The 19,824-nt window shown below is 69.2% G+C and carries 19 protein-coding genes; 12 read left to right on the top strand and 7 right to left on the bottom strand.

Translation table 11 applies throughout. From position 1 onward, the window contains the following. Positions 1-2: 2 nt before the first annotated feature. Both QCD70_RS15450 and cofG read right to left on the bottom strand, forming a co-directional pair. Entirely contained in the window at positions 3-2,039 is a 2,037-nt protein-coding gene (locus tag QCD70_RS15450; RefSeq protein ID WP_301217874.1) for a flavin-containing monooxygenase, read from the bottom strand. Then, a complete protein-coding gene (gene cofG / locus QCD70_RS15445; protein WP_301217872.1) occupies positions 2,036-4,489 on the bottom strand; it encodes a 7,8-didemethyl-8-hydroxy-5-deazariboflavin synthase CofG in 2,454 nt (817 codons plus the stop codon). Before cofG ends, QCD70_RS15450 begins: the two co-directional genes overlap by 4 nt. Positions 4,490-4,701: 212 nt before the next feature. Between cofG and QCD70_RS15440 the strand changes: the two genes are divergently transcribed. The 4 genes from QCD70_RS15440 (at position 4,702) to QCD70_RS15425 (ending at position 7,888) form a co-directional block, all read left to right on the top strand. After that, positions 4,702-5,532, top strand: a complete 831-nt coding sequence (locus QCD70_RS15440; protein WP_301217870.1) for an amino acid ABC transporter substrate-binding protein — start codon at positions 4,702-4,704, stop codon at positions 5,530-5,532. A 54-nt stretch (positions 5,533-5,586) separates the two neighbouring features. Beyond that, positions 5,587-6,255, top strand: a complete 669-nt coding sequence (locus tag QCD70_RS15435; protein ID WP_301217869.1) for an amino acid ABC transporter permease — start codon at positions 5,587-5,589, stop codon at positions 6,253-6,255. Next, positions 6,242-7,042 (top strand): amino acid ABC transporter ATP-binding protein, encoded by an 801-nt coding sequence (locus QCD70_RS15430; RefSeq protein WP_301217867.1) that lies wholly within the window; start codon positions 6,242-6,244, stop codon positions 7,040-7,042. Before QCD70_RS15435 ends, QCD70_RS15430 begins: the two co-directional genes overlap by 14 nt. Before the next feature lie 93 nt (positions 7,043-7,135). Further along, positions 7,136-7,888 carry a helicase associated domain-containing protein gene (locus tag QCD70_RS15425; RefSeq protein WP_301217865.1) on the top strand — a complete coding sequence of 251 codons (753 nt, stop codon included), beginning with the start codon at positions 7,136-7,138 and terminating at the stop codon, positions 7,886-7,888. Here QCD70_RS15425 and QCD70_RS15420 read toward each other — a convergent pair. Beyond that, positions 7,857-8,642: a DUF817 domain-containing protein gene (locus QCD70_RS15420; protein WP_301217863.1), complete on the bottom strand. Its 786-nt coding sequence runs from the start codon at positions 8,640-8,642 to the stop codon at positions 7,857-7,859. The two genes, QCD70_RS15425 and QCD70_RS15420, sit on opposite strands and share 32 nt — an antisense overlap. A gap of 72 nt (positions 8,643-8,714) precedes the next feature. Between QCD70_RS15420 and QCD70_RS15415 the strand changes: the two genes are divergently transcribed. The 6 genes from QCD70_RS15415 (at position 8,715) to QCD70_RS15390 (ending at position 12,997) form a co-directional block, all read left to right on the top strand. After that, positions 8,715-9,161 (top strand): pilus assembly protein CpaE, encoded by a 447-nt coding sequence (locus tag QCD70_RS15415; RefSeq protein ID WP_301217860.1) that lies wholly within the window; start codon positions 8,715-8,717, stop codon positions 9,159-9,161. Between the two features lie 115 nt (positions 9,162-9,276). Continuing rightward, positions 9,277-9,501 (top strand): hypothetical protein, encoded by a 225-nt coding sequence (locus QCD70_RS15410; RefSeq protein ID WP_301217858.1) that lies wholly within the window; start codon positions 9,277-9,279, stop codon positions 9,499-9,501. Between the two features lie 122 nt (positions 9,502-9,623). Next, entirely contained in the window at positions 9,624-9,797 is a 174-nt protein-coding gene (locus QCD70_RS15405) for a CsbD family protein (RefSeq protein ID WP_082479635.1), read from the top strand. A gap of 121 nt (positions 9,798-9,918) precedes the next feature. Beyond that, entirely contained in the window at positions 9,919-10,920 is a 1,002-nt protein-coding gene (locus tag QCD70_RS15400) for an acyl-CoA dehydrogenase family protein (protein ID WP_301217853.1), read from the top strand. Beyond that, the gene (locus QCD70_RS15395; RefSeq protein ID WP_301217851.1) at positions 10,914-12,296 is read left to right on the top strand and encodes a PIG-L family deacetylase; all 1,383 of its coding nucleotides are present in this window, start codon (positions 10,914-10,916) and stop codon (positions 12,294-12,296) included. The genes QCD70_RS15400 and QCD70_RS15395 overlap by 7 nt, the downstream gene beginning before the upstream one ends. Continuing rightward, on the top strand, positions 12,293-12,997 hold the full coding sequence (locus QCD70_RS15390) for a glycosyltransferase (RefSeq protein WP_301217849.1): 705 nt from the start codon (positions 12,293-12,295) through the stop codon (positions 12,995-12,997). The genes QCD70_RS15395 and QCD70_RS15390 overlap by 4 nt, the downstream gene beginning before the upstream one ends. A 43-nt stretch (positions 12,998-13,040) precedes the next feature. On the opposite strand, the gene QCD70_RS15385 is transcribed toward QCD70_RS15390, so the two are convergent. Continuing rightward, the gene (locus QCD70_RS15385) at positions 13,041-14,120 is read right to left on the bottom strand and encodes an LLM class flavin-dependent oxidoreductase (RefSeq protein ID WP_301217847.1); all 1,080 of its coding nucleotides are present in this window, start codon (positions 14,118-14,120) and stop codon (positions 13,041-13,043) included. A gap of 130 nt (positions 14,121-14,250) precedes the next feature. On the opposite strand from QCD70_RS15385, the gene QCD70_RS15380 reads away from it, so the two are divergent. Beyond that, a complete protein-coding gene (locus QCD70_RS15380) occupies positions 14,251-18,039 on the top strand; it encodes an AAA family ATPase (protein WP_301217845.1) in 3,789 nt (1,262 codons plus the stop codon). A 9-nt stretch (positions 18,040-18,048) separates the two neighbouring features. Next, positions 18,049-18,288, top strand: coding sequence for a hypothetical protein (locus QCD70_RS15375; protein ID WP_301217842.1), 240 nt, complete (start codon positions 18,049-18,051; stop codon positions 18,286-18,288). Between the two features lie 39 nt (positions 18,289-18,327). Here QCD70_RS15375 and mscL read toward each other — a convergent pair whose 3' ends face one another. From mscL to QCD70_RS15360, 3 genes are read right to left on the bottom strand one after another with little or no spacing between them, the layout of a single operon-like run. Further along, positions 18,328-18,759, bottom strand: coding sequence for a large-conductance mechanosensitive channel protein MscL (gene mscL / locus QCD70_RS15370; RefSeq protein WP_301217840.1), 432 nt, complete (start codon positions 18,757-18,759; stop codon positions 18,328-18,330). A gap of 44 nt (positions 18,760-18,803) precedes the next feature. Continuing rightward, on the bottom strand, positions 18,804-19,154 hold the full coding sequence (locus tag QCD70_RS15365; protein ID WP_301217838.1) for an FmdB family zinc ribbon protein: 351 nt from the start codon (positions 19,152-19,154) through the stop codon (positions 18,804-18,806). A gap of 48 nt (positions 19,155-19,202) precedes the next feature. After that, positions 19,203-19,781, bottom strand: a complete 579-nt coding sequence (locus QCD70_RS15360; protein WP_301217835.1) for a 5-formyltetrahydrofolate cyclo-ligase — start codon at positions 19,779-19,781, stop codon at positions 19,203-19,205. Positions 19,782-19,824 lie beyond the last annotated feature (43 nt).

Here is a 19,824-nt window from a genome sequence, read left to right as displayed (position 1 = left end):
GCTCAGACCGCCGAGTAGTTCTCGGGGTCGAAACGCGAGAGGCGTCGCTGGAAGGCGTAGGCGAAGTCGGGCCACAGCAGTGTGAGCCGCCCGCTGCGCTCGTCGACGTACCAGCTCTCGCATCCGCCGGTGAGCCACACCGACGACGCGGCCTTCGCGTCGATCTCGCGGATGTAGGCGTCTTGAGCGTCGAGAGACACGTCGAGGGCGTCGATGCTCTCCTCGTCGCGATGATCGAGAGCGGCGAGCACGTAGTCGAGCTGCGCCTCGATCATCACGACGGCCGAGTTGTGGCCGAGACTCGCATTCGGTCCGTCGAGCACGAACATGTTGGGGAAGCCGTGCACGGTGGTCGAGGCGTGAGCGCGCATGCCGGTGCTCCACGCGTCGGCGAGACGGATGCCGTCGGCCCCGAAGGTGCGCGCCGCGAACGGCGGGCGCGTCGACTCGAAGCCTGTGGCGAAGACCAGCACGTCGAGTTCGGCGCTGCGGCCGTCGGCCGACGTCGCGACGTTGCCCGAGATGGAGCGGAGCGCCGACGGCTCGAGCGTCACGGCGGGGGAGGCGAGGGCCGGGTAGTAGTCGTTCGAGATGATGACGCGTTTGCAGCCGATCTCGTAGTCCGGCGTCGCGGCGGCGCGCAGCCCCGGATCGGCGAGCTGCGCCTCGAGGTGCCCGAGCGCGCGGTCGCGCAGCCGATCGATGTAGCCGGGCACGCGCATCCGCTCGGCGAATGCCGTCTCGGCGCCCCAGAAGAGGTCGTCGCGCATCGCCGCGCGCGACGCCGGATCAGCGGCGAAGCCGGCCTGCTCGTCGGGCGTGTACCGCCGGTCGGGCCGCGGAACCACATAGGGCGCGCTGCGCTGGAACACCACGACGCTCGCCGCGGTCTGCGCGAGCTGCGGAATGAGCTGCGCCGCCGACGCTCCGGTGCCGACCACTCCGACGCGCCGACCCTCGAGGGTTACCGAGTCGTCCCAGGCGGAGGAGTGCATCACCGGTCCGGGAAACGCGTCGAGTCCGGGCACGTCGGGCATGCGCGCATCCGACAGGCGCCCCGCGGCGACGATGAGCGTGCGGCACACGTAGTCGCCCGCACCGGTGCGCACCCGCCAGCGCCGGTCGTCTGCGATCCAGCGCATCTCGAGCACCTCGGAGCCGAGTCGCAGGTGCCGTTCGAGGCCCTCGGTGCGCGCGGCATCGCGCAGGTAGCCGTGGATCTCGGGGCCGCTCGCGAAGAAGCCCGACCAGTCGGGCTTGGGCAGGAACGAGAACGAGTACAGGTGCGAGGGGATGTCGCACGCGACGCCGGGGTACACGTTGTCGCGCCAGGTGCCGCCCACATCGTTCGCGCGCTCGAGGATCACGAAGGACTCCTCACCCCGCCGGGCCAACCGGATGCCCGCGCCGAGTCCCGCGAAACCGGCGCCGACGATCACGGTGTCGACCTCGGTCGCGCCGTCGAGCGTGGTGCGCGAGGCGGCGTTCCGGATGCCTGCGGCGGCGTCGGTCGACCGGGTCGCCCCGGGCGCGCGGTCGGCCTCTGCGCCGTCGATGAACTCCTCGATCAGGCTCAGGATTCGGGCCGGCCGGTCGAGCAGCGTGCGACGGGCGTCGCCGGTGGACAGCACGAGAACGCGCGACGCGTCGATGCCGCCCGCAACCACGTCCGCATCGGCGGGGTCCGGATCGATGAGCACGATCCGCCCGATGAGCGAGCCGCCGTGGCGTGCCGCTCGGGCCGCCTCGGACGAGTGGCCGCCGATCGCCACGACGGTGGCGTCTCCGACGGTGTCGGCCAGGCACTCGTTCCAGTCGATGACGCGGCGGCCGGCGGGGTCGGGCACACGGATCGCGAGCACGTCGCGGGTGCGCGCCAGCATCGGCCGGAGGAAGTCGATGTCCGCGGCCGTGCCGCCGCCCGGGCCATGCAGCAGCACGACGACGGAGCGCGACACGGCCGACGGGCTCGCGCCGACACGCGCAGCGCTCGCAGCCCCCGCAGCCCCCGCCGTGCGCGCCTCGTCGTGCAGAGTCATCGCTGGGCGGGCTCGAGCAGACTGCGTCGCTCGGAGATCGGCAGCTGCAGCCTCGAGGCGGGCGGCGCATCGGCGCGGCGCGCGTACGCCAGCTGCTCGCTCGTCGGGGACCCGTAGTCCGTTGTGCGCTGGCGAACACCCCGCCCGATCTCGGCAGCCGTGCGTTCGAGGTCGGCGATCGTGAGCGAGCGGTGCGCCTCGGCTCCGGCCTCGGGCCTCGCCGTTCCGTCGAGCAGCAGTCCGCCGAGGTCGTCGGCGCCGCCGCGCAGCACCGCCTGACTCTCGGCGAGTCCGAGCTTCGTCCACGCCGCCTGCACATGGTCCATACGGCCGTGCAGCAGCAGGCGCGCAACGGCGTGCACCGCGCGGGACTGGCGCGCATCCGGACCGGGGCCGGCGACCCGCGCGACCCGCGCCGGGGCATCCAGTCGCACGTAGGGCATCGGAATGAACTCGGTGAAGCCGCCGGTCTCGTCGTGCAGACGCGCGAGCGATCGCAGGTGGGCGAGCTGCTGCTCGGGCGTCTCGACGTGTCCGTAGATCATGGTCGCGGTGGAACGCAGGCCCGCGCGATGCGCGGCCGTCATCGAGGCGATCCACTCCGACGCGGGCGGGTCGCCGCCCTCGCTGAGGATGCTCCGCACGCCGTCGTCGAGGATGCGCGCGCCCGTGCCCGGCACGCTGTCGACTCCCGCGTCGCGCAGCGCCGACAGATACTCGTCGAGCGGCAGGCCGAGGCGCCGGGCTCCGTCCGAGATCTCCGTCGGACGGAATGCATGGAGATGCAGGCCCGGTTGGCGCGCACGGATGGCGCGCACGATGTCGAGGTAGGCCGTGGCCGGCATGTGGAGAGGGACCGCGCCCTGGATGCAGAGCTCGGTGGCTCCGAGCGCCGCGGCCTCGTCGGCAAGGTCGCCGATGTGTTCGAGGGTCAGGCCGTTCGCCGCGTCGAGTCCGTACAGAGAGGAGTCGATGTTGCGGTTGATCACGAAGGTCACGTCGTCTCCGACGGTGTCGCGCCGGATGTCGTCGGCCAGCGAGGCGAGCACGTCGAGCTCTGCGCCCGTCGCCTGGAGCAGGTCGAGGTAGTGCCCGTCGCTGAGGCCGGCCGGGGTGGTCGAGGCGGCGAGCAGGGCTTCTCCCTTCGACAGGCTCATGGAACGACCGCTCATGGAACGACCGCTCGGGGAACGTCGGGGCCACGGGCGGCCCACGACGGGGGCGTCCTCCTGGGCGAGTCCGTTCGGCGCGGCGAGTGCCTCGACGTGCGGCCGGATGCGGGCGTCGATCCATTGCTCGGGGTCGCCCACGAACTGCGGATGCGCGGTGAGCCGCTCGCGCAGCTCGAATCCGGCGTCTCGCGTGAGCGCCGCGAGGGTGTCGAGCTCCGGCCAGGGGCGCTCGGGGTTCACGTGGTCGGCGGTGAGCGGGCTCACTCCGCCCCAGTCGTCGATGCCGGCCCGCAGAAGCAGTCCGAGCTCGTGCGCATCGGTGAGGTTCGGCGGCGCCTGGATGGTGGCATCCGGGCCCATCACGACGCGGGCGACGGCCACTGCGGCGACGTACTCCTGCAGCGCGAGGTCGACCTCGTTCTGCATCGCCGTGCGCGGCTTCGCCCGGAAGTTCTGAACGATCGTCTCCTGGATGTGCCCGTGCCGCTCGTGCGAGGCGCGGATCTCGAAGAGCGCCTCGGCGCGTTCGGCGTTGTTCTCGCCGATGCCCAGCAGCACGCCCGTGGTGAACGGGACCTTCGACCGGCCCGCATCGTCGAGGACACGCAGCCGCAGTGCCGGATCCTTGTCGGGGGAGCCGTAGTGCACGCCGCCCTTCTCCGACCAGAGCCGCGTCGCGGTGGTCTCGAGCATCATGCCCATCGAGGGGGCGACAGGCCGAAGCGCCTGCAGCTCGCTCCACGACATCACCCCGGGATTCAGGTGGGGGAGCAGCCCCGTCTCCTCGAGCACGAGAATCGCCATCGCCCTGATGTAGTCGATCGTCGACGAATAGCCGTCGGCATCCAGCCATTCGCGCGCGACCGGCCACCGGTTCTCGGGGCGGTCGCCGAGGGTGAACAGCGCCTCCTTGCAGCCGAGTGCCGCGCCCGCCCGTGCCACCTCGAGGATCTCGTCGGGCGACATGTAGATGGGCTTGCCCTTGGTGGCGAGCTTGTTCGGCGTCTCGACGAAGATGCAGTAGTGGCAGCGGTCCTGGCAGAGGTGCGTGACCGGAATGAACACCTTCTTCGAGTAGGTGATGACGCCCGTGCGGCCGGATGCGTCGAGTCCCTCGTCGCGCAGGCGGGACGACACGGCGAGCAGCCGGTCGAGCTCGCCGCCGCGGGCGGAGAAGAGCAGCTCGGCGTCGGCCTGCGTGACGGTCTCGCCGCGCTCGACGCGCCCCAGCGCATCCTGGATCTCGTGCACATCAGGAACGGAGAAGTCGTCGATCATCGGCATCTTTCGTCGCGGGGGGAGTGATGGCTGGTACTCGACAGAGGACCGTTGAGCCCAAATCCAGGCCCGCGTGCTGATTGCCTACCACTATACGCGCGGCTCGATTTCGGATGCCCCGCGCGGCCCGTCATGCGGCGTCACGGAATTTATAGGGCGGCTCGGGCGCTGGCTACTGTGGACACTTCCGCCCACAGCAAAGGACTACCCCCGTGAAACGCGCCACCTCTCTTGTCGGACTCCTCTCTCTCGCCGCGGTGACCGCGCTCACGCTCGGCGCATGCTCGAGCCCGGCGTCGACCTCCGACGACTCCACGAGCGGCAGCAAGCTGAAAACCAACTCGCTCGCGGCCATCCAGGAGGCCGGCGTGCTGACGGTCGGCACCGAGGGAACCTACAAGCCGTTCAGCTATCACGAAGACGGCACCGGCGACCTCACCGGCTACGACGTCGAGATCATCACCGCCGTCGCCGACAAGCTCGGTGTCGACGTGAAGTTCGAAGAGACCCAGTGGGACGCGATCTTCGCCGGCCTCGAGGCGGGTCGCTTCGACGTGATCGCGAACCAGGTGTCGATCAACGACGAGCGCACCGCCAAGTACGACTTCTCCGAGCCGTACACCGTGAGCCCGGGCGTGATCGTCGTGAAGGACGACAACACCGACATCACCTCGTTCGCCGACCTGGCCGGCAAGACCACGGCCCAGTCGCTCACGAGCAACTGGTACGAGCTGGCGCAGGAGAACGGCGCCAACGTCGAGGCCGTCGAGGGATGGGCGCAGGCCGTGGCCCTGCTCGAGCAGGGGCGCGTCGACGCGACGGTCAACGACAACCTCACCTTCCTCGACTACGAGAAGCAGAAGGGCGACACCGGCCTGAAGATCGCGGCCGAGACCGACGACCCGTCGCTCAACGCCTTCGTCTTCACCAAGGGGAACACCGAGCTGCAGGAGGCCGTCGACAAGGCGCTCGACGAGCTGCGCGCAGACGGAACCCTCGCGGAGATCTCCGACAAGTACTTCGGAAGCGACGTCACGCAGTAGCGCGGCCACGAAGTAGGGTCGATCGATGACACCCCCGTGGGCGAGGATTGACGTATGAACGAATCGCTGTGGGATCTGCTGCTGCGCTCGTTCCTGCCCATCGTCGGCGGGGCTGTCACCGGCACCATCCCGCTCGCTCTGCTGTCGTTCGCCCTGGGACTGGTCATCGCCCTCGGCATCGCCCTGATGCGGCTGTCGCGCATCAGCGTCGTGTCGGGCATCGCGCGGGTGTACATCTCGATCATCCGGGGCACGCCGCTTCTGGTGCAGCTGTTCGTGATCTTCTACGGACTGCCGTCGATCGGCATCCTCGTCGATCCCTGGCCGAGCGCCATCATCGCGTTCTCGCTCAATGTGGGCGGCTACGCGGCCGAGGTCATCAGGGCGGCGATCCTCTCGGTGCCCAAGGGCCAATGGGAGGCCGGCTACACGATCGGCATGTCCCGCGGACAGACGCTCGTGAGGGTGATCCTTCCGCAGGCCGCGCGGGTCTCCGTTCCGCCGCTGTCGAACACGTTCATCAGCCTCGTCAAAGACACGTCGCTCGCCTCGCTCATCCTCGTCACCGAGCTCTTCAGGCAGGCGCAGGAGATCGCGGCGTTCAGCCAGGAGTTCATGGCGCTGTACATCGAGGCGGCCGTCGTCTACTGGGTGATCTGCCTCGTGCTCTCGAGCGCCCAGTCCGTGCTCGAGAAGAGACTGGACCGCTATGTCGCCCACTGACCCCCTCGCACCCGCGCCGCTCGACGCACCGATCGAGGCGCCGCTGCTCGTCGCGCGCGGAATCCGCAAGAGCTTCGGCGACGTCGAGGTTCTCCAGTCGATCGACCTCACCGTGCCCCGTGGCAACGTCGTGGCCCTGATCGGGCCGTCGGGCTCGGGCAAGACCACCGTGCTGCGCTCGCTCAACGGGCTCGAGGTTCCCGAGGCGGGCACGGTCGAGTTCGCCGGCGGCGACGTGGTCGACTTCGCCCAGCGCCCGACGAAGAGGCAGCTCGCGTCGCTGCGCGACCGCTCCGCCATGGTCTTCCAGCAGTTCAACCTGTTCCCGCACCGCACGGTTCTCGAGAACGTCATCGAGGGCCCGGTGCAGGTGCAGAAACGACCGAAGGCCGAGGCGACAGCGGATGCGCGTGCGCTGCTCGAGCGCGTCGGTCTCGGCGCGAAGGCCGACGCGTATCCGTTCGAGCTCTCGGGCGGGCAGCAGCAGCGGGTGGGCATCGTTCGCGCCCTGGCGCTGAAGCCGCAGCTGCTGCTCTTCGACGAGCCCACCTCGGCGCTCGACCCCGAGCTCGTCGGCGACGTGCTCGATGTGATCCGCGAACTCGCGACCGAGGGCTGGACCATGGTGCTCGTGACACACGAGCTGACGTTCGCCTCCCACGTGGCCGACACGATCGTCTTCATGGACGGCGGCGTGGTCGTGGAATCGGGTCCGCCGTCCGAGGTGCTGCAGAATCCACGCGAGCCGCGCACGAAGCAGTTCCTGCACCGCCTTCTCGACAGGTAGCCGGCACCCTCGTCGCTCTCCCGACGAGCTCTCTGGCGAAAGGATCGGAAGTTCTGACATACTGGGCGCCGTTGGGGGAGTACAGGAGCTGACATGGCGTCCCCCCATGACGAACGATGGAACATCCATCTCCAGAACTACCGGGCCTTCGTGCGTGTCCACGGCCGCCATCCTCGACGGCCCTCCGTCGATCCCCTCGAGGCGAGGCTCTCGGAGTGGGCCCACGAGCAGCGTCGACTTCACCGCGGACAGCGTGATCAGTCGCTGCGACAGGATCGAAGGGTTCAACTCGAGACGATCGACGGCTGGGAGTGGAATCCCCGTCGCGGGCCGAGTCCGCGGTCGGACCACTGGGAGAATCAGCGCGCGGCCGTCGAGCGCCATTTCGCGGAGCAGGGACGGTACCCGCGACTCACGGCCGACGATCCGCACGAGCGGCGCCTCGCCGGCTGGGTCAAGAACCAGGTCGAGCGTCTCCCGAGTCGAGACGACGAGCTCGGCCGCAGCCGCTACGAGGCCGTGCTGGCGACCCCGGGCTGGCCGTCTCGTCGGGAGCAGACCTGGTTGCAGATGGTCCAGCTGCTCGAGCACTTCGTCGATACGCACGACAGGCTCCCGAGGCGCACTCCCGCCCGCACGGCCGACGTCTCCGACGACGATCGGCACGAGCACATGCTCTCGATGTGGTGCGCCAACCAGCGTCGATTCGAACGCATCGCCACCGCGGACAAGCCGTATCCCGAGGAGCGCAGGGCGCGCCTCGACAGGGTGGCCGGCTGGAGCTGGTCGAAGCGGATCCAGCGGGTCAGGCGAGTCAAACGCTCAGTGATCTCTTACGCTGCTTGAACCAGAGCACGAGCATGAAACTGAAGATCACCAGCACGGTCCACGACCCGATCTTGCTCGCGTGCACGAGAGTCCAACCCGCCTCCTGGTCGGGATAGCTCCACGCGCCCAGCCGTGTCGCGATGTTCTCGGCGAACCAGATGAAGAAGCCGATGAGAACGAACGATACGAGGAGAGGCATGCGGTAGATCGTTCGGCGCACCCGGAAGCGCACCCAGGTGCGCCGCAGGATGACGGCGGCCACGACGAGCAGCAGCCAGCGCACGTCGGGCAGCCAGTGGTTCGTGAAGAAGTTCACGTAGAAGAGCACGGCCGTGATCATGGTCGGAACCATGGGGACCGGGTCGATGTCCAGATCGAAGCGGCGCCAGGCCTGACAGATGTAGCTCGCCACAGCCGCGTACATGAAGCCGCTGTAGATGGGCACGTCGCCGATGCGCAGCAGGCCCGCATCGGGATAGCTCCACGACCCCACGGAGACCTTGAACAGCTCGAGGCCGAGGCCGAGCACATGGAACAGGCAGATCACGAGCAGCTCGTCGCGCGTCTCGATCTTCGTCGCGACGAGCACGATCTGCACGATGATGCAGTACACGAGCATCGCGTCGTAGCGGGCCACCCCGACATCGACGAAGTGGGTGATCGCGAGCCCCAGCACGATCGAGAAGGCGAACAGGCACGACAGGGCCTGCTTCCAGCCGAAATCGAGCAGGTCGAGCAGAAGGGAGCCGGCCCGCGAGGTCGTCGAGGTCATCGCCGGAGCATATCGTGCACCGATGGTCGTCTCTCGGGGCCGCGGCGCAGCATCCGGAGCCATAATGTCTGAATGATCACCGTCGAACTCGCCCGATCGCTGCGCGCTGCCGGACTGATCTGGAAGCCCGCCTCGGGCGATCGATTCTCGATCGACACTCCGGCGTTCGACCCCGAGGCCCTCGACGCAGAGGTCTTCACCGTGAGCGACATGACCATCGAGGCGCAGCACTATCCCACGGGCACGATCCTCGGATTCAACGGCACCACCGAGTGGGCCCTCGACTCCGTCGACCTGCACGAGGCCCTGTGGCTGCCGCGCGAGGACCAGCTGCGGGAGATGCTCCGCGGTGCGTTCCGATCGCTCGTGCGCCTCGAGACGTCGGAGGATTCGGCACCGGAGTACCGGGTCGACATCGTCTTCCGGGGCGAGCCGTCGAGCCACGTCGCGGCCGATCCCGCAGAGGCGTACGGCCGCGCCGTTCTGATGCTCGTGTCGGCGTCCACCGCCGCGGCCTGAGCGCGGCCTGCACGTTTTCCCGGGCCGTGCCGAGGGGTGGACGCGGAGCCGAGCGATCCGGGAAACTGAGGTCAACCGGGAACCGTTTCCGGAGTCGACAAAGGGGTTAGATTCCATGGCTGACACGTATCGCGCACTGCTTCAATCGGGCGGACTCTCCGAAGACAAGGAGACCGTCGAGAACTTCGTCGACGGAAAGCCCCGCGAGACCATAACCGAGGTCTTCGATGTCGAAGGCGAGTCGCAGGAGCGGGTCTGGCGGCTCGTTCGCCCCGTCACGCCCGAGCCCATCTCCTACGAGCTGGTCGGCGATGCTCCGGGCGAGGAGATTCCCAACTGACCCACTCGTCCGTAACCGATCGTTCGAGGCCTGACAAGCCCCATACCCGGAGCGTGCGCGAGGCGTAGGTTCGAAGGCGAACCGGAACTCACAAGGATTCCGGCGGACGAAAGGTGGATGCCATGGGACTCGACGACAAGGTCAAGAACGCTGCAGCCGACGTGGCCGGTAAGGCGAAAGAAGCCACCGGCAAGCTCACGGACAACGAGCGACTCGAAGCCGAAGGCAAGGCCGACCAGGTGGGCGCTGACGCCCGCAAGGCCGGAGAGAACGTCAAAGACGCTTTCAAGCACTGACGATACGCGCGCGGCCGGAGGTCGACGCGTCATCACAGGAATGCCGGGGTACCGCAGGTGCCCCGGCATTCGTGTCGTACGGGGCGATCGCCCACCTTCACGCCCAGCAAGGAGCTTTTCGATGGACGACGCCGACCGGGTCGATTCCTGGGCCGAAGGGGCGGCCGAGGTCGACGGCGACCCGCATCGGGCCGTCGCCCTCGCGGTGGAGGTAGGCCGAAGCGCGCCTCGGCCGGGCAGCGGTGACACTCCCGCTCTGTTCGAGCTGCTGTCCGCGCTGGGTCGTTCCGATCTGACGGCCGCTCGCGTGGTCGAGGCGCATCTGGATGCCCGCGCGATCCTCGGCGAGGCGGGTCTCGATCCGCAGGCGGGCGCGTGGGGCGTCTTCGCCGCGGAGGCGCCGGGGGTGCGACTCGATGCCCACGAGGTCGATGGCGGATTCGTGCTCTCGGGGACCAAGCCCTGGTGCTCCCTGGCCGGAGTTCTCGATCGGGCGCTCGTGACGGCGCACACGGACGGCGGCCATCGACGGCTGTTCGAGGTGGATCTGCGGGTTCCCGGCGTGAACGTGCGGTCGGGCGAGTGGGTCGCGTTGGGCCTGCAGGGAGTTCCGAGCGGCTCCGTCGACTTCTCCCAGGTCGCCGCCTCTCCGGTGGGCGCCGACGGCTGGTACCTCGACAGGCCCGGATTCGCCTGGGGCGGCATCGGCGTGGCCGCATGCTGGCTGGGCGGAGCGGAGGGTCTCGCTCTCCGACTGTGGTCTGCCGCGCACTCGGCGAATCGTGAGCCCGACCAGATCGCCCTGATGCACCTCGGCGCCGTCGACGCGCAGCTGTTCGCGGCGCGAGTGGTGCTGACGGATGCTGGCAGGCGCATCGATGATGGCCATGCTGCGGGAGTGGAGGGCAAGCTCCTCGCCGCGCGCACGCGCATCGTCGTCGCGAACGTCGTCGAAGACGTGCTCCGCCGCGCCGCCCACTCGCTCGGCCCCGCACCGCTGGCCCTCGATGCCGATCATGCCCGCCGAGTCGCGGACCTCGAACTCTATGTTCGGCAGCACCACGCGGAACGCGATGACGCAGCGCTGGGTCGTCGCCTCCTCGAGGGCGAGCGACCGTGGTGAGCTTCGACCATCGCGACGAGGGAACGACCAACGCGACCTGGCTCGCCACCGACTCGTGGGGCGAGACCTCGCGGGTGAGTCTCGACGGCGTGACCCTCCTCGTGGTCGTCGCCGCCCATCCCGACGACGAGACTCTCGGAGCGGGCGGCCTGATGGCCACGGCATCCGCCGCCGGCATTCCCGTGACCGTGATCGTCGCCACGCTGGGCGAGCACTCGCATCCGGATTCGCCCACCGTCTCGCCGACCGAGCTGGCGGCGATCCGCCGGATCGAGGTCGTGCGGGCGATCGACGAGCTCGCTCCGGGCTCCGCGGTGCACCTGCTCGGGCTCCGTGACGGAGGCCTCCGCGAGCACGCAGAACCTCTTCGACGCGCCGTGGCGGCGGCCATCGACGGCCGCACCGGGGTGCTGGTCGTCTCGCCCTGGCGCGGCGACGGGCATCCGGATCACACCGCAGCGGGCGACGCCGCGGCCGCGGCGGCCGAGACCCAGGGCGCCCAGCACCTGGAGTACCCGATCTGGGGCTGGCACCGGCTGACTCCCGACTCGCCGGAGTGGCCGTGGGCGCGCGTCCGGGCCCTGCCGCTCGGACAGGACGAGATCGCGCGCAAGGTCGCGGCGCTCGAACTGCACCGGAGCCAGACCGAGCCCCTGTCGAGCCTTCCCGGTGACGAGGCGATCGTGTCGCCGACGTTCTCCGAGCACTTCCAGCGCGACGTCGAGACCTTCTTCGCGAGCGCGGGTGCGGCACGGCCGCAGAGTCGTTCGCACACCTCGCTGGCCCAGGGCTACTTCGACGCCTTCTACGAGGGTCGCGCCGATCCATGGGGCTTCGAGACGCGCTGGTACGAGGGCCGCAAGCGCGCGCTCACCCTCGCCGCGCTTCCTCATCGGCGGTACGCCTCGGCCCTCGAGGTGGGCTGCTCCATCGGGGTGACGACGGCCGAGCTCGCCCCCCGGGTCGATAGGCTCTTGGCCATCGACATCGCCGAGGCTCCACTGGCTGTGGCGCGGGAGCGTCTGGCCGGGCAGCCCGGGGTGAGATTCGAGCGGCGTACGCTCCCTCAGGAGTGGCCCGACGAGACATTCGACCTGATCGTCGTGTCGGAAGTCGGCTACTACCTGTCGCTCGACGGCCTCGAACAGCTCGTGGGGCGGGTCGCCGCCGGTCTGCGTGACGGTGGCGCCGTGATCGTGTGCCACTGGCGGCATCCGGTGACCGACTACCCGCTGCGCGGAGACCAGGTGCACGACGCGTTCCGGCACAGCGACGATCTCGTTCGCGTCGGCGGCTACGACGACGATGATTTTCTGCTCGACGTCTTCGGTGTTCCGGGAACGGCCTCGGTCGCCGCTGAGGAAGGACTCGTGTGACGAAACGCATCCGGACCATCGTCGTCGTGGTCCCCGCCCGAGACGAGCAGCGGTCGATCGGCCGGTGCCTAGACGCGCTGAACGCCGCCGCCGCCGCGCTCCGGCAGGCCCGCCCGGCCGATGGGCCCGACGTGCGCGTGGTCGTGGTGCTCGACAGGTGCCTGGATGACACGGCCGAGATCGTGGCCGGCCGCTCGGCGGTCCGATCCGTCGTCAGCTCGGCCGGCAGGGTAGGCGAGGCGCGGGCGCTCGGAGTGGAACGGGCGCTCGAGGCCGGCGACGCGGAGCCGCACGAGATCTGGATCGCGAACACCGATGCCGACTCGGCGGTGCCCGTGGACTGGCTCACGGTTCAGCTGGAGGCGGCCGAGGCCGGGCATGCCGCCCTGCTCGGCGCGGTCCGGCCGGATGAGGAGGGCCTCGACGCGGAACAGCTCGCGCACTACCTGCTGCGGCATCCGCTGCGCGAGAGCCATCGCAATGTGCACGGAGCCAACCTCGGGGTGCGGGCCGATCACTACCTCGCGGTCGGAGGGTTCGAGCCGGTGTCCACGGGCGAGGACGTGAGACTGGTCGCGTCGCTCGAACGACTCGGGCTGTCGGTTGCGAGCACGGGTCGCGCAGCCGTGCTCACGTCGTCGCGGCTGCTCGGTCGTGCGCCCGAGGGGTACTCCGACGTGGTGCGTGCCATCGCAGGGTAGTTTCATCGCCGGGTAGTCGGGCCGGGATCGGGCCCTGTCCGGGTCAGCCCCGCTGCTGCGCGAGGAGCTCGAGGGTGCGTTCCGCCGCCACGCCGACCTTCACGTCGTGACCCTCGTGGTCGCTGGCAACCGGTGACACCATCACTTCGTCGACTCCATACTTCGCGGCGAGGGCGGTGACCTGCGACCAGGCCGCTTCCGGCGTGTCGATGATCCAGCGGGCGGACTGGTCGGCGACGAGGTCCTCCTCCATGGGGCTCAGCGTGACCGCCTGCGCCTGCTCGACCGTCATGCGCGGGCCCAGGGTGCCGCCCGAGCGGAGTCTGGCCATGGTGATGAGCTGGGGGAGGGCGAGCGCGGACGCCTCCTCGCGTGTCTCGGCGACCACGGCGTTGACCGTGAGGAACGTCGCGGGCTCTGCGAGGGCGGGCGACGGCTGGAACTCGCGGCGATACAGGGCGAGGGCGTCGTCGATTCCCGACTGCCCGAAGTGGTGGGCGTAGACGAAGGCCAGTCCCTCGCGGGCGGCCAGCCGGGCGCTGTAGGTGCTGGAGCCCAGCAGCCACACCGAGGGAGACGACGACGTGCGCGGCGTCGACCTCAGCGTGTAGTCCTGGCCTCGGAGCGGAATCGCGACAGAGGGCTGCGAGACGGCGTCGAAGGGATCGGCGATCGGCGTGTCGAACGAACCGAGGAGGCCCGCCACCAGCTCGACGTCTCCGGGGAACGAATCCGCGCCGACCTCGTCGGCGCGGGGCCCGCGCAGCATGTAGGCGGTGACGGGGTCGGAGCCCGGGGCCCGCCCAATGCCCAGATCGATGCGACCCGGGTGCATGGCCTCGAGCAGCGAGAACTGCTCGGCCACGGTCAGCGGTGCGTGGTTCGGCAGCATGACGCCGCCCGAGCCGACCCGGATTCGGTGCGTATTCGCCGCCAGATGGGCGATCAGCACCGCCGGAGAGGTCGCCGCGACGGCCTCCATGTTGTGGTGCTCCGCCACCCAGAAGCGCGTGAAGCCGAGGTCGTCGGCCCGGCGGGCAAGCGACACGGCGGCCGCGACGGAGTCGGCCGTGGTCTGGTCGGTGCGCACGGGCAGGAGGTCGAGAACGGATAGTTTCAGCATCGATTGCGTCAACGTCGCGGGTGGCCGCTGCTATTCCGAAGCGACGACCGAAGCGGCCCAAACCCGACTAATGCGACGAAACCCCTTGCAGATGCCAGGTTTTCGGGCGTGGCGCGCTTAAGGTAACCGTGTGTGGCGCGCCGATAAGAAACTAGATGCAGACGGACTTCCGACTGTCGCCGACGACGACTCGTCGGCGTGGGGTCGCCAGACCGCGCCTGAAAAGGGCGGTCGACCTCTGACGAATCTCACCAGCGAGAGTCGGGTGGAGCCGAATCGAGAACGCTGGCGACACGAGCTCAGCCGGGTGGGTGGAGCATCGCCGCTCATCCACTTCGACGACTCGCCGCGCAACCGCATCGACCTCTCCGCGACGCATCCGGGCGGGCTCGCCCAGTTCATCACGGGCAACGCCACCCTTCTCAGCAGCCTCATCCGCGACGAACTCGCCCTGCGCACGGCCCGCCTCGCGGCGGCGGCGATCACCGACAAGGGCGTCGAGCTCCGCAGCGTGCGCGGCATCGACGCCGTGAACCTCGGCATTGGCTTCGCCGAATGGCGCGTCGAGCAGGAGTCATTCAGCGCCCCCGTGCTGCTGCGCCCCGTATCGGTGCGCCGCTACGGCCGAGACTTCGAGCTGAAGCTGCGCGGCGGCCCCGTGGTCAACCCCGAACTCGTGCGCGCCCTGTCCGACCAGTTCCAGATCGAGCTCGATGCCGATGCGCTCGTCGCGCTCGCCATCAACAACGGCGTCTTCAAGCCGCAGCCCGTCATCGACCAGCTTCGGGGCCTCACCTCGCAGCTCGCGTGGTTCAGCGTCAGCCCTCGGCTCGCCGTCTCGACCTTCGCCGATGTGAGCCAGGCGCTGGTCGACGATGCCGACGACCTCGCGCATCCGGTTCTCGACGCGCTCGCGGGCAACGTCACGGCCCGCCGCGGTGTGCAAGACGCCTACCACCCGGTCGACGCCACGTCTCAAGACCAGCGACCGCCCGCCACCGACACGCTGCTCCTCGACGCCGATCCCGAGCAGGAGAATGTGATCGCCCAGATCGGCGCCGGCAACTCGCTCGTCGTGAAGACGCTCCCGGGAACCGGGGGAACGCAGACGATCGTCAACGCCGTCGGCGCCCTGATCGCGCAGAACAAGCGCGTGCTCGTCGTGAGCCCGCGCCGCCTCAGCCTGCGGGGCATTGCCCGGCGCCTCACCGATGTGGGCCTGCCCGGGGTCGCCGTGTCGCCGCGAACCCTGCGCCGTGACCTCATCCAGTCGATCGGCCGAAACGAGAAGGCCCGGCAGCCCCACGTCGCCGACGTCGACGAGGCCCTCGTGCGCCTGCGCAGCGTGCTGCTCGACTACCGCTCGTCGCTCGGCCGGGTCGACCCGGTTCTCAAGGTCTCGGTTCTGGATGCGCTGCGCGAACTCGCGCGCCTCGAACTGCTGCAGACCCCTCCCTCCACCAAGGCGCGCCTCGACCGCCACGCCCTGGAGGGTCTCGCATCCGGTCGTGTGCAGGCCGCGAAGACGCTGAGTAAGGCCGCGGCCCTCGGAGAGTTCCGCTACGGACCCGACGACTCGCCCTGGTACGGCGCCGCATTCGCCACGTCCGACGACGCGCACAGCGCTCACCAGCTGGCCAAGAAGCTGCACAAGACCGACCTGCCGAACCTGCTGTCGGGCGCCTGGGAACTGATCGGCCAGACCCGCATGCGGCCCTTCGCGACGCTGACCGAGCTCGGCGTCTACCTGCGCCTGCTGCTCGACCTGCGCGAGACGCTCGACAAGTTCCTGCCCGTGGTCTTCGACCGGTCGCTGACCGAGCTCATCGCCGCCACCTCGAATCGTCGAGACTCGCCTCAGCTCTCGTCGACGAGCCGCCGCCGGCTGCGCAGCCTCGCCCGCGAGTACGTGCGTCCGGGCGTGCACATCGGAGACCTCAACGAGGCCCTGAAGCACATTCAGCAGCAGCGCACGCTGTGGTACCGCTTCGCCGCCGCGGGAATCCCGCCGGAGATCCCGATCGGCATCGCCGACGTGCAGGTCGCCTACCAGCGTGTCACCGAAGACCTCGCTCAGCTCGACCTGCCGCTGGGATCGGTCGGCACGGCGCGCCAGCTGTCGAGCCTTCCCATCGAAGAGCTCGTGTCGCTGGTCGAGGGTCTGGCCGCCGACTCCGAGGTGCTGGCCAACCTGCAGGAGCGCACGGCGCTTCTCGACACGCTTCGCGAGCACTCGCTCGACCCCCTGCTCACCGACCTGTCGCAGAGGCACGTGCCCGAGAGTGCCGTCGCAGACGAGCTCGAGCTGGCCTGGTGGCAGTCGGTGCTCGAGCTGATGCTGGCCAACGACCGTGCCCTGCTCGGCGCGAACACCTCGGTGCTCGACCGGCTCGAGGCCGACTTCAGGCTGGTCGACGAGGCGCACGCCTCGGCGAGCGGTGCCCTGCTGGCCTGGCAGCTGGCCGAGACCTGGAGCGTCGGGCTCGTCGACTACCCCGAAGAGGCGGCCGCGCTCAAGAACATCCTGCGCACCGACGGCGTCGACTCGCAGGCGCTGCACGAGGCCGCGCCGCACCTGGGCCGCGTTCTCGCGCCGGTCTGGCTCGCCTCGCCGTACGAGATCGCAGAGATCTCCGACTCCCTGCACTTCGACACCGTGATCCTGGTCGATGCCGGAGCGACGACCCTGGCCGAGAACGTCGGAGCCATCCGTCGCGGGCGCCAGGTCGTGGCCTTCGGCGACCCGGTCACGCAGACGCCCTCGCGATTCGACATCGCCATAGCCGCAACGCCCGAGTCGTCGAACCGCGCCCAGCCGCAGCAGTCCGTCGAAGAACTGCACGCCGAGTCGGCCCTCGCCCGTCTCGCCGAGCTCGTTCCGACCCTGCAGCTGACGCGCAGCTACCGTGCGGGCGGCGAAGACCTCGCCGAACTCGTGAACCACCGCTTCTACGGCGGCAAGATCGACTCGCTGCCCTGGGCCGGCACGTTCCTCGGCCACGGCAGCCTCGCGCTGCACTACGTCGAGGGTCGTGGCGGCATGCCCGACGCCGAGACCGGAGCGGTCGAAAGCGTCGACGACGAGGTGGATCGCGTCGTGGCCCTCGTGCTCGATCACGCCATCCACTACCCGGGCGAGTCGCTCATGGTCATCACGGCCAGCCCGCGTCACGCCGTGCGCGTGCAGCAGGCCGTGCTGTCGGCCTTCGCGAAGCGCAGTGACCTCAGCGACTTCATCCTGAAAGATCGTGCCGAACCGTTCATGGTCGCCACCCTCGACCAGTCGGTCGCGCAGAGCCGCGACCGCGTGATCTTCTCGGTGGGCTACGGAAAGACCACACACGGCCGCGTGCTCACGAACTTCGGTGCGCTCGGCCGCCCGGGCGGCGAGCGACTGCTGGCCGTGGGCATGACCCGCGCGCGCCGGTCGATGGATATCGTCAGCTGCTTCCACCCGCACGACATCGACGAGGAGCGCATGGCCCACGGCATCGTGGCGCTGCGGCAGATCCTCACCGAGGTCGAGACCGGCCCCACGCCCGACACCTTCTCGAGCCCGGGCGACGCGCTGCTCATCGATCTCGCGCGTCGACTCGGAGCCCGTGGCCTCGACGTGGCGTTCGAACACCGCGGCAAGCTGACGCTTGTGGCCTCCCACGACGGTCGGGCCATCGCCATCGAGACGGATTCGGTCGTGCACGCGTCTAGCCTCAGAGAGTCGCTGCGCCTGCGCCCCGACATGCTCAGGAGGCTGGGCTGGCACTACCTCCGGGTGCACAGCTTCGAGCTGTTCAGCGACCCCGAGGCTGTCGCCGCACGCATCGCCCAGGTCATCGGGGTGCGCGAGCTCAAGGCCGTCGACAGACCGGCCATCTCGCACAGTTCAGACGAGACGGCGCCGCTTCCGTTCTCCCGGTAGGCTCCCGAGGTGCCGACAGAGACGAACGAACCCGATTCCGGGCGCCCCGGTACGCCGATCCGGCGCACGGGGCGACGACGGGTGACGACGGATGCCGTGGCCGGCTCGGACCCGACACCCCAGCGGGCAGACGGCTCGGCCGTCGAGAAGGCCGACGAGGACACGGATGCGTCGTGGGGCGCTCCGTCACCGCGCGGCAGCGACAGGAACGACGACAGACTGAAGCTGGAGAAGCCGCCTCACTGGTGAGCGGGCCGTGCCCCTGAGCAGGACCTTCCTCTGAACGGTTCAGGCGTCGTGCGGGGTGCCCGACGACGACGTCTGCTGCTTGGCGAGCAGGTCGCGGATCTCGGTGAGCAGCTCGGCCTCGGTCGGGGGAGTCTTCACCGTCTCGGCCGGCGTCGGCTGCTGCTTCTTGATGAAGGCCACCTTCTTGAGGTGGTTGATCGGCAGCACGAAGACGAAGTACACGACGACGGCGACGATCAGGAACTGGATGATCGCGGCGAGCACGGTGCCCACCTCGATGGTGCCCTTGCCGACGGCGATCGGGAACGCTCCGACGAGGCTCTCGGCCCCGCCCACGGCGCCAAGCACAGGAGTTATGACGTTATCGACGATCGAGTTCACGACCGCGGTGAAGGCCGCTCCGATGACGACGGCGACGGCCAGGTCGATGACGTTCCCGCGGAGAACGAATTCCTTGAATCCCTTGAACATGGTGGTGCCCCCTCAGCTGTGCTTACAGTTCTCGTCTACCAGTATTACTTGGCCGCGGCGGACGACGAGCTCGACCCCGACGATGACGACGAGGAGCTCGAGCCACCCGTGGTCGACGGCGCAGACGGGGCCGACGGCGCGGCGGGCTTCGAGGAGGACGACGAGTCGCCCGATCCACTGGCCTTGCCCGTGCTGCCCGTGCCGCTCGATTTGTCGGCCGCGCGCGAGTCGGTGCGGTAGAAGCCCGAGCCGTTGAACGTAACGCCAACGGCGCTGAACACCTTGCGCAGTTTGCCGCCGCAGACAGGGCACACGGTGAGCGAGTCGTCGGTGAACGCCTGGTGGATGTCGAAGGCGTTCGTGCACTCGGTGCAGCGGTAGGAATAGGTGGGCACGGGAAAGACTCCTTGGAACGGTGAGGAAGAGTGCCGAGCGGCGCTGGTCTAGAACGTGTGGATCTGCGTGGGGGTGACGATGCCGTCGACGGGCTGGTCGTGGATCTCGCGCGGAACGGACTCGAGGAGTTCGTCGTCGAAGATCACGGCGTAGACGGGCGGGCACTTCTGCATGCTGCCCAGCGTCTTGTCAAAGTATCCCCGACCCCAGCCCAGCCTGACCCCGGATGCGTCGACCGCGGCCGCCGGAACGATGATGAGATCGACGTCGTTGATCACCATCGGCCCGAGAATCTCGCCGACGGGCTCCGGCATGCCGAAGAGCCCCTCCGCCTCGGACTCGCCGTCGCCACGGGTCCAGTCGAGCAGGCCGTCTTCGCGGGCGACGGGAAACAGCACGCGGACGCCGTTCGCCTCGGCCCAGTTGAGGAACTCGCGGGTGTTGGGCTCGTGCGTGGCCGACAGATAGCACGAGATGAAGGTCGCGCCCGAGTCGGTCACCAGCTTCTGCAGGTTGCGGGTGAAGCCCTCGGTGGCAGACGCTCTCTCGACGGAGGTGCGGGTGCGGCGGCGCTCACGGAGCTCGGCTCGCAGCGCACGCTTGATATTGCTCGGGTCGGTGACCATCTAAGAGATTTTAGTTGCATGGATGTATCGGCCGTGTTTCGCA

This window comes from Agreia sp. PsM10 (genome assembly GCF_030433855.1).
Taxonomy (GTDB): Bacteria; Actinomycetota; Actinomycetes; order Actinomycetales; family Microbacteriaceae; genus Agreia.
Note: the sequence above shows the minus strand (reverse complement) of the source record. Positions and strands in the feature narration are given on the sequence as shown.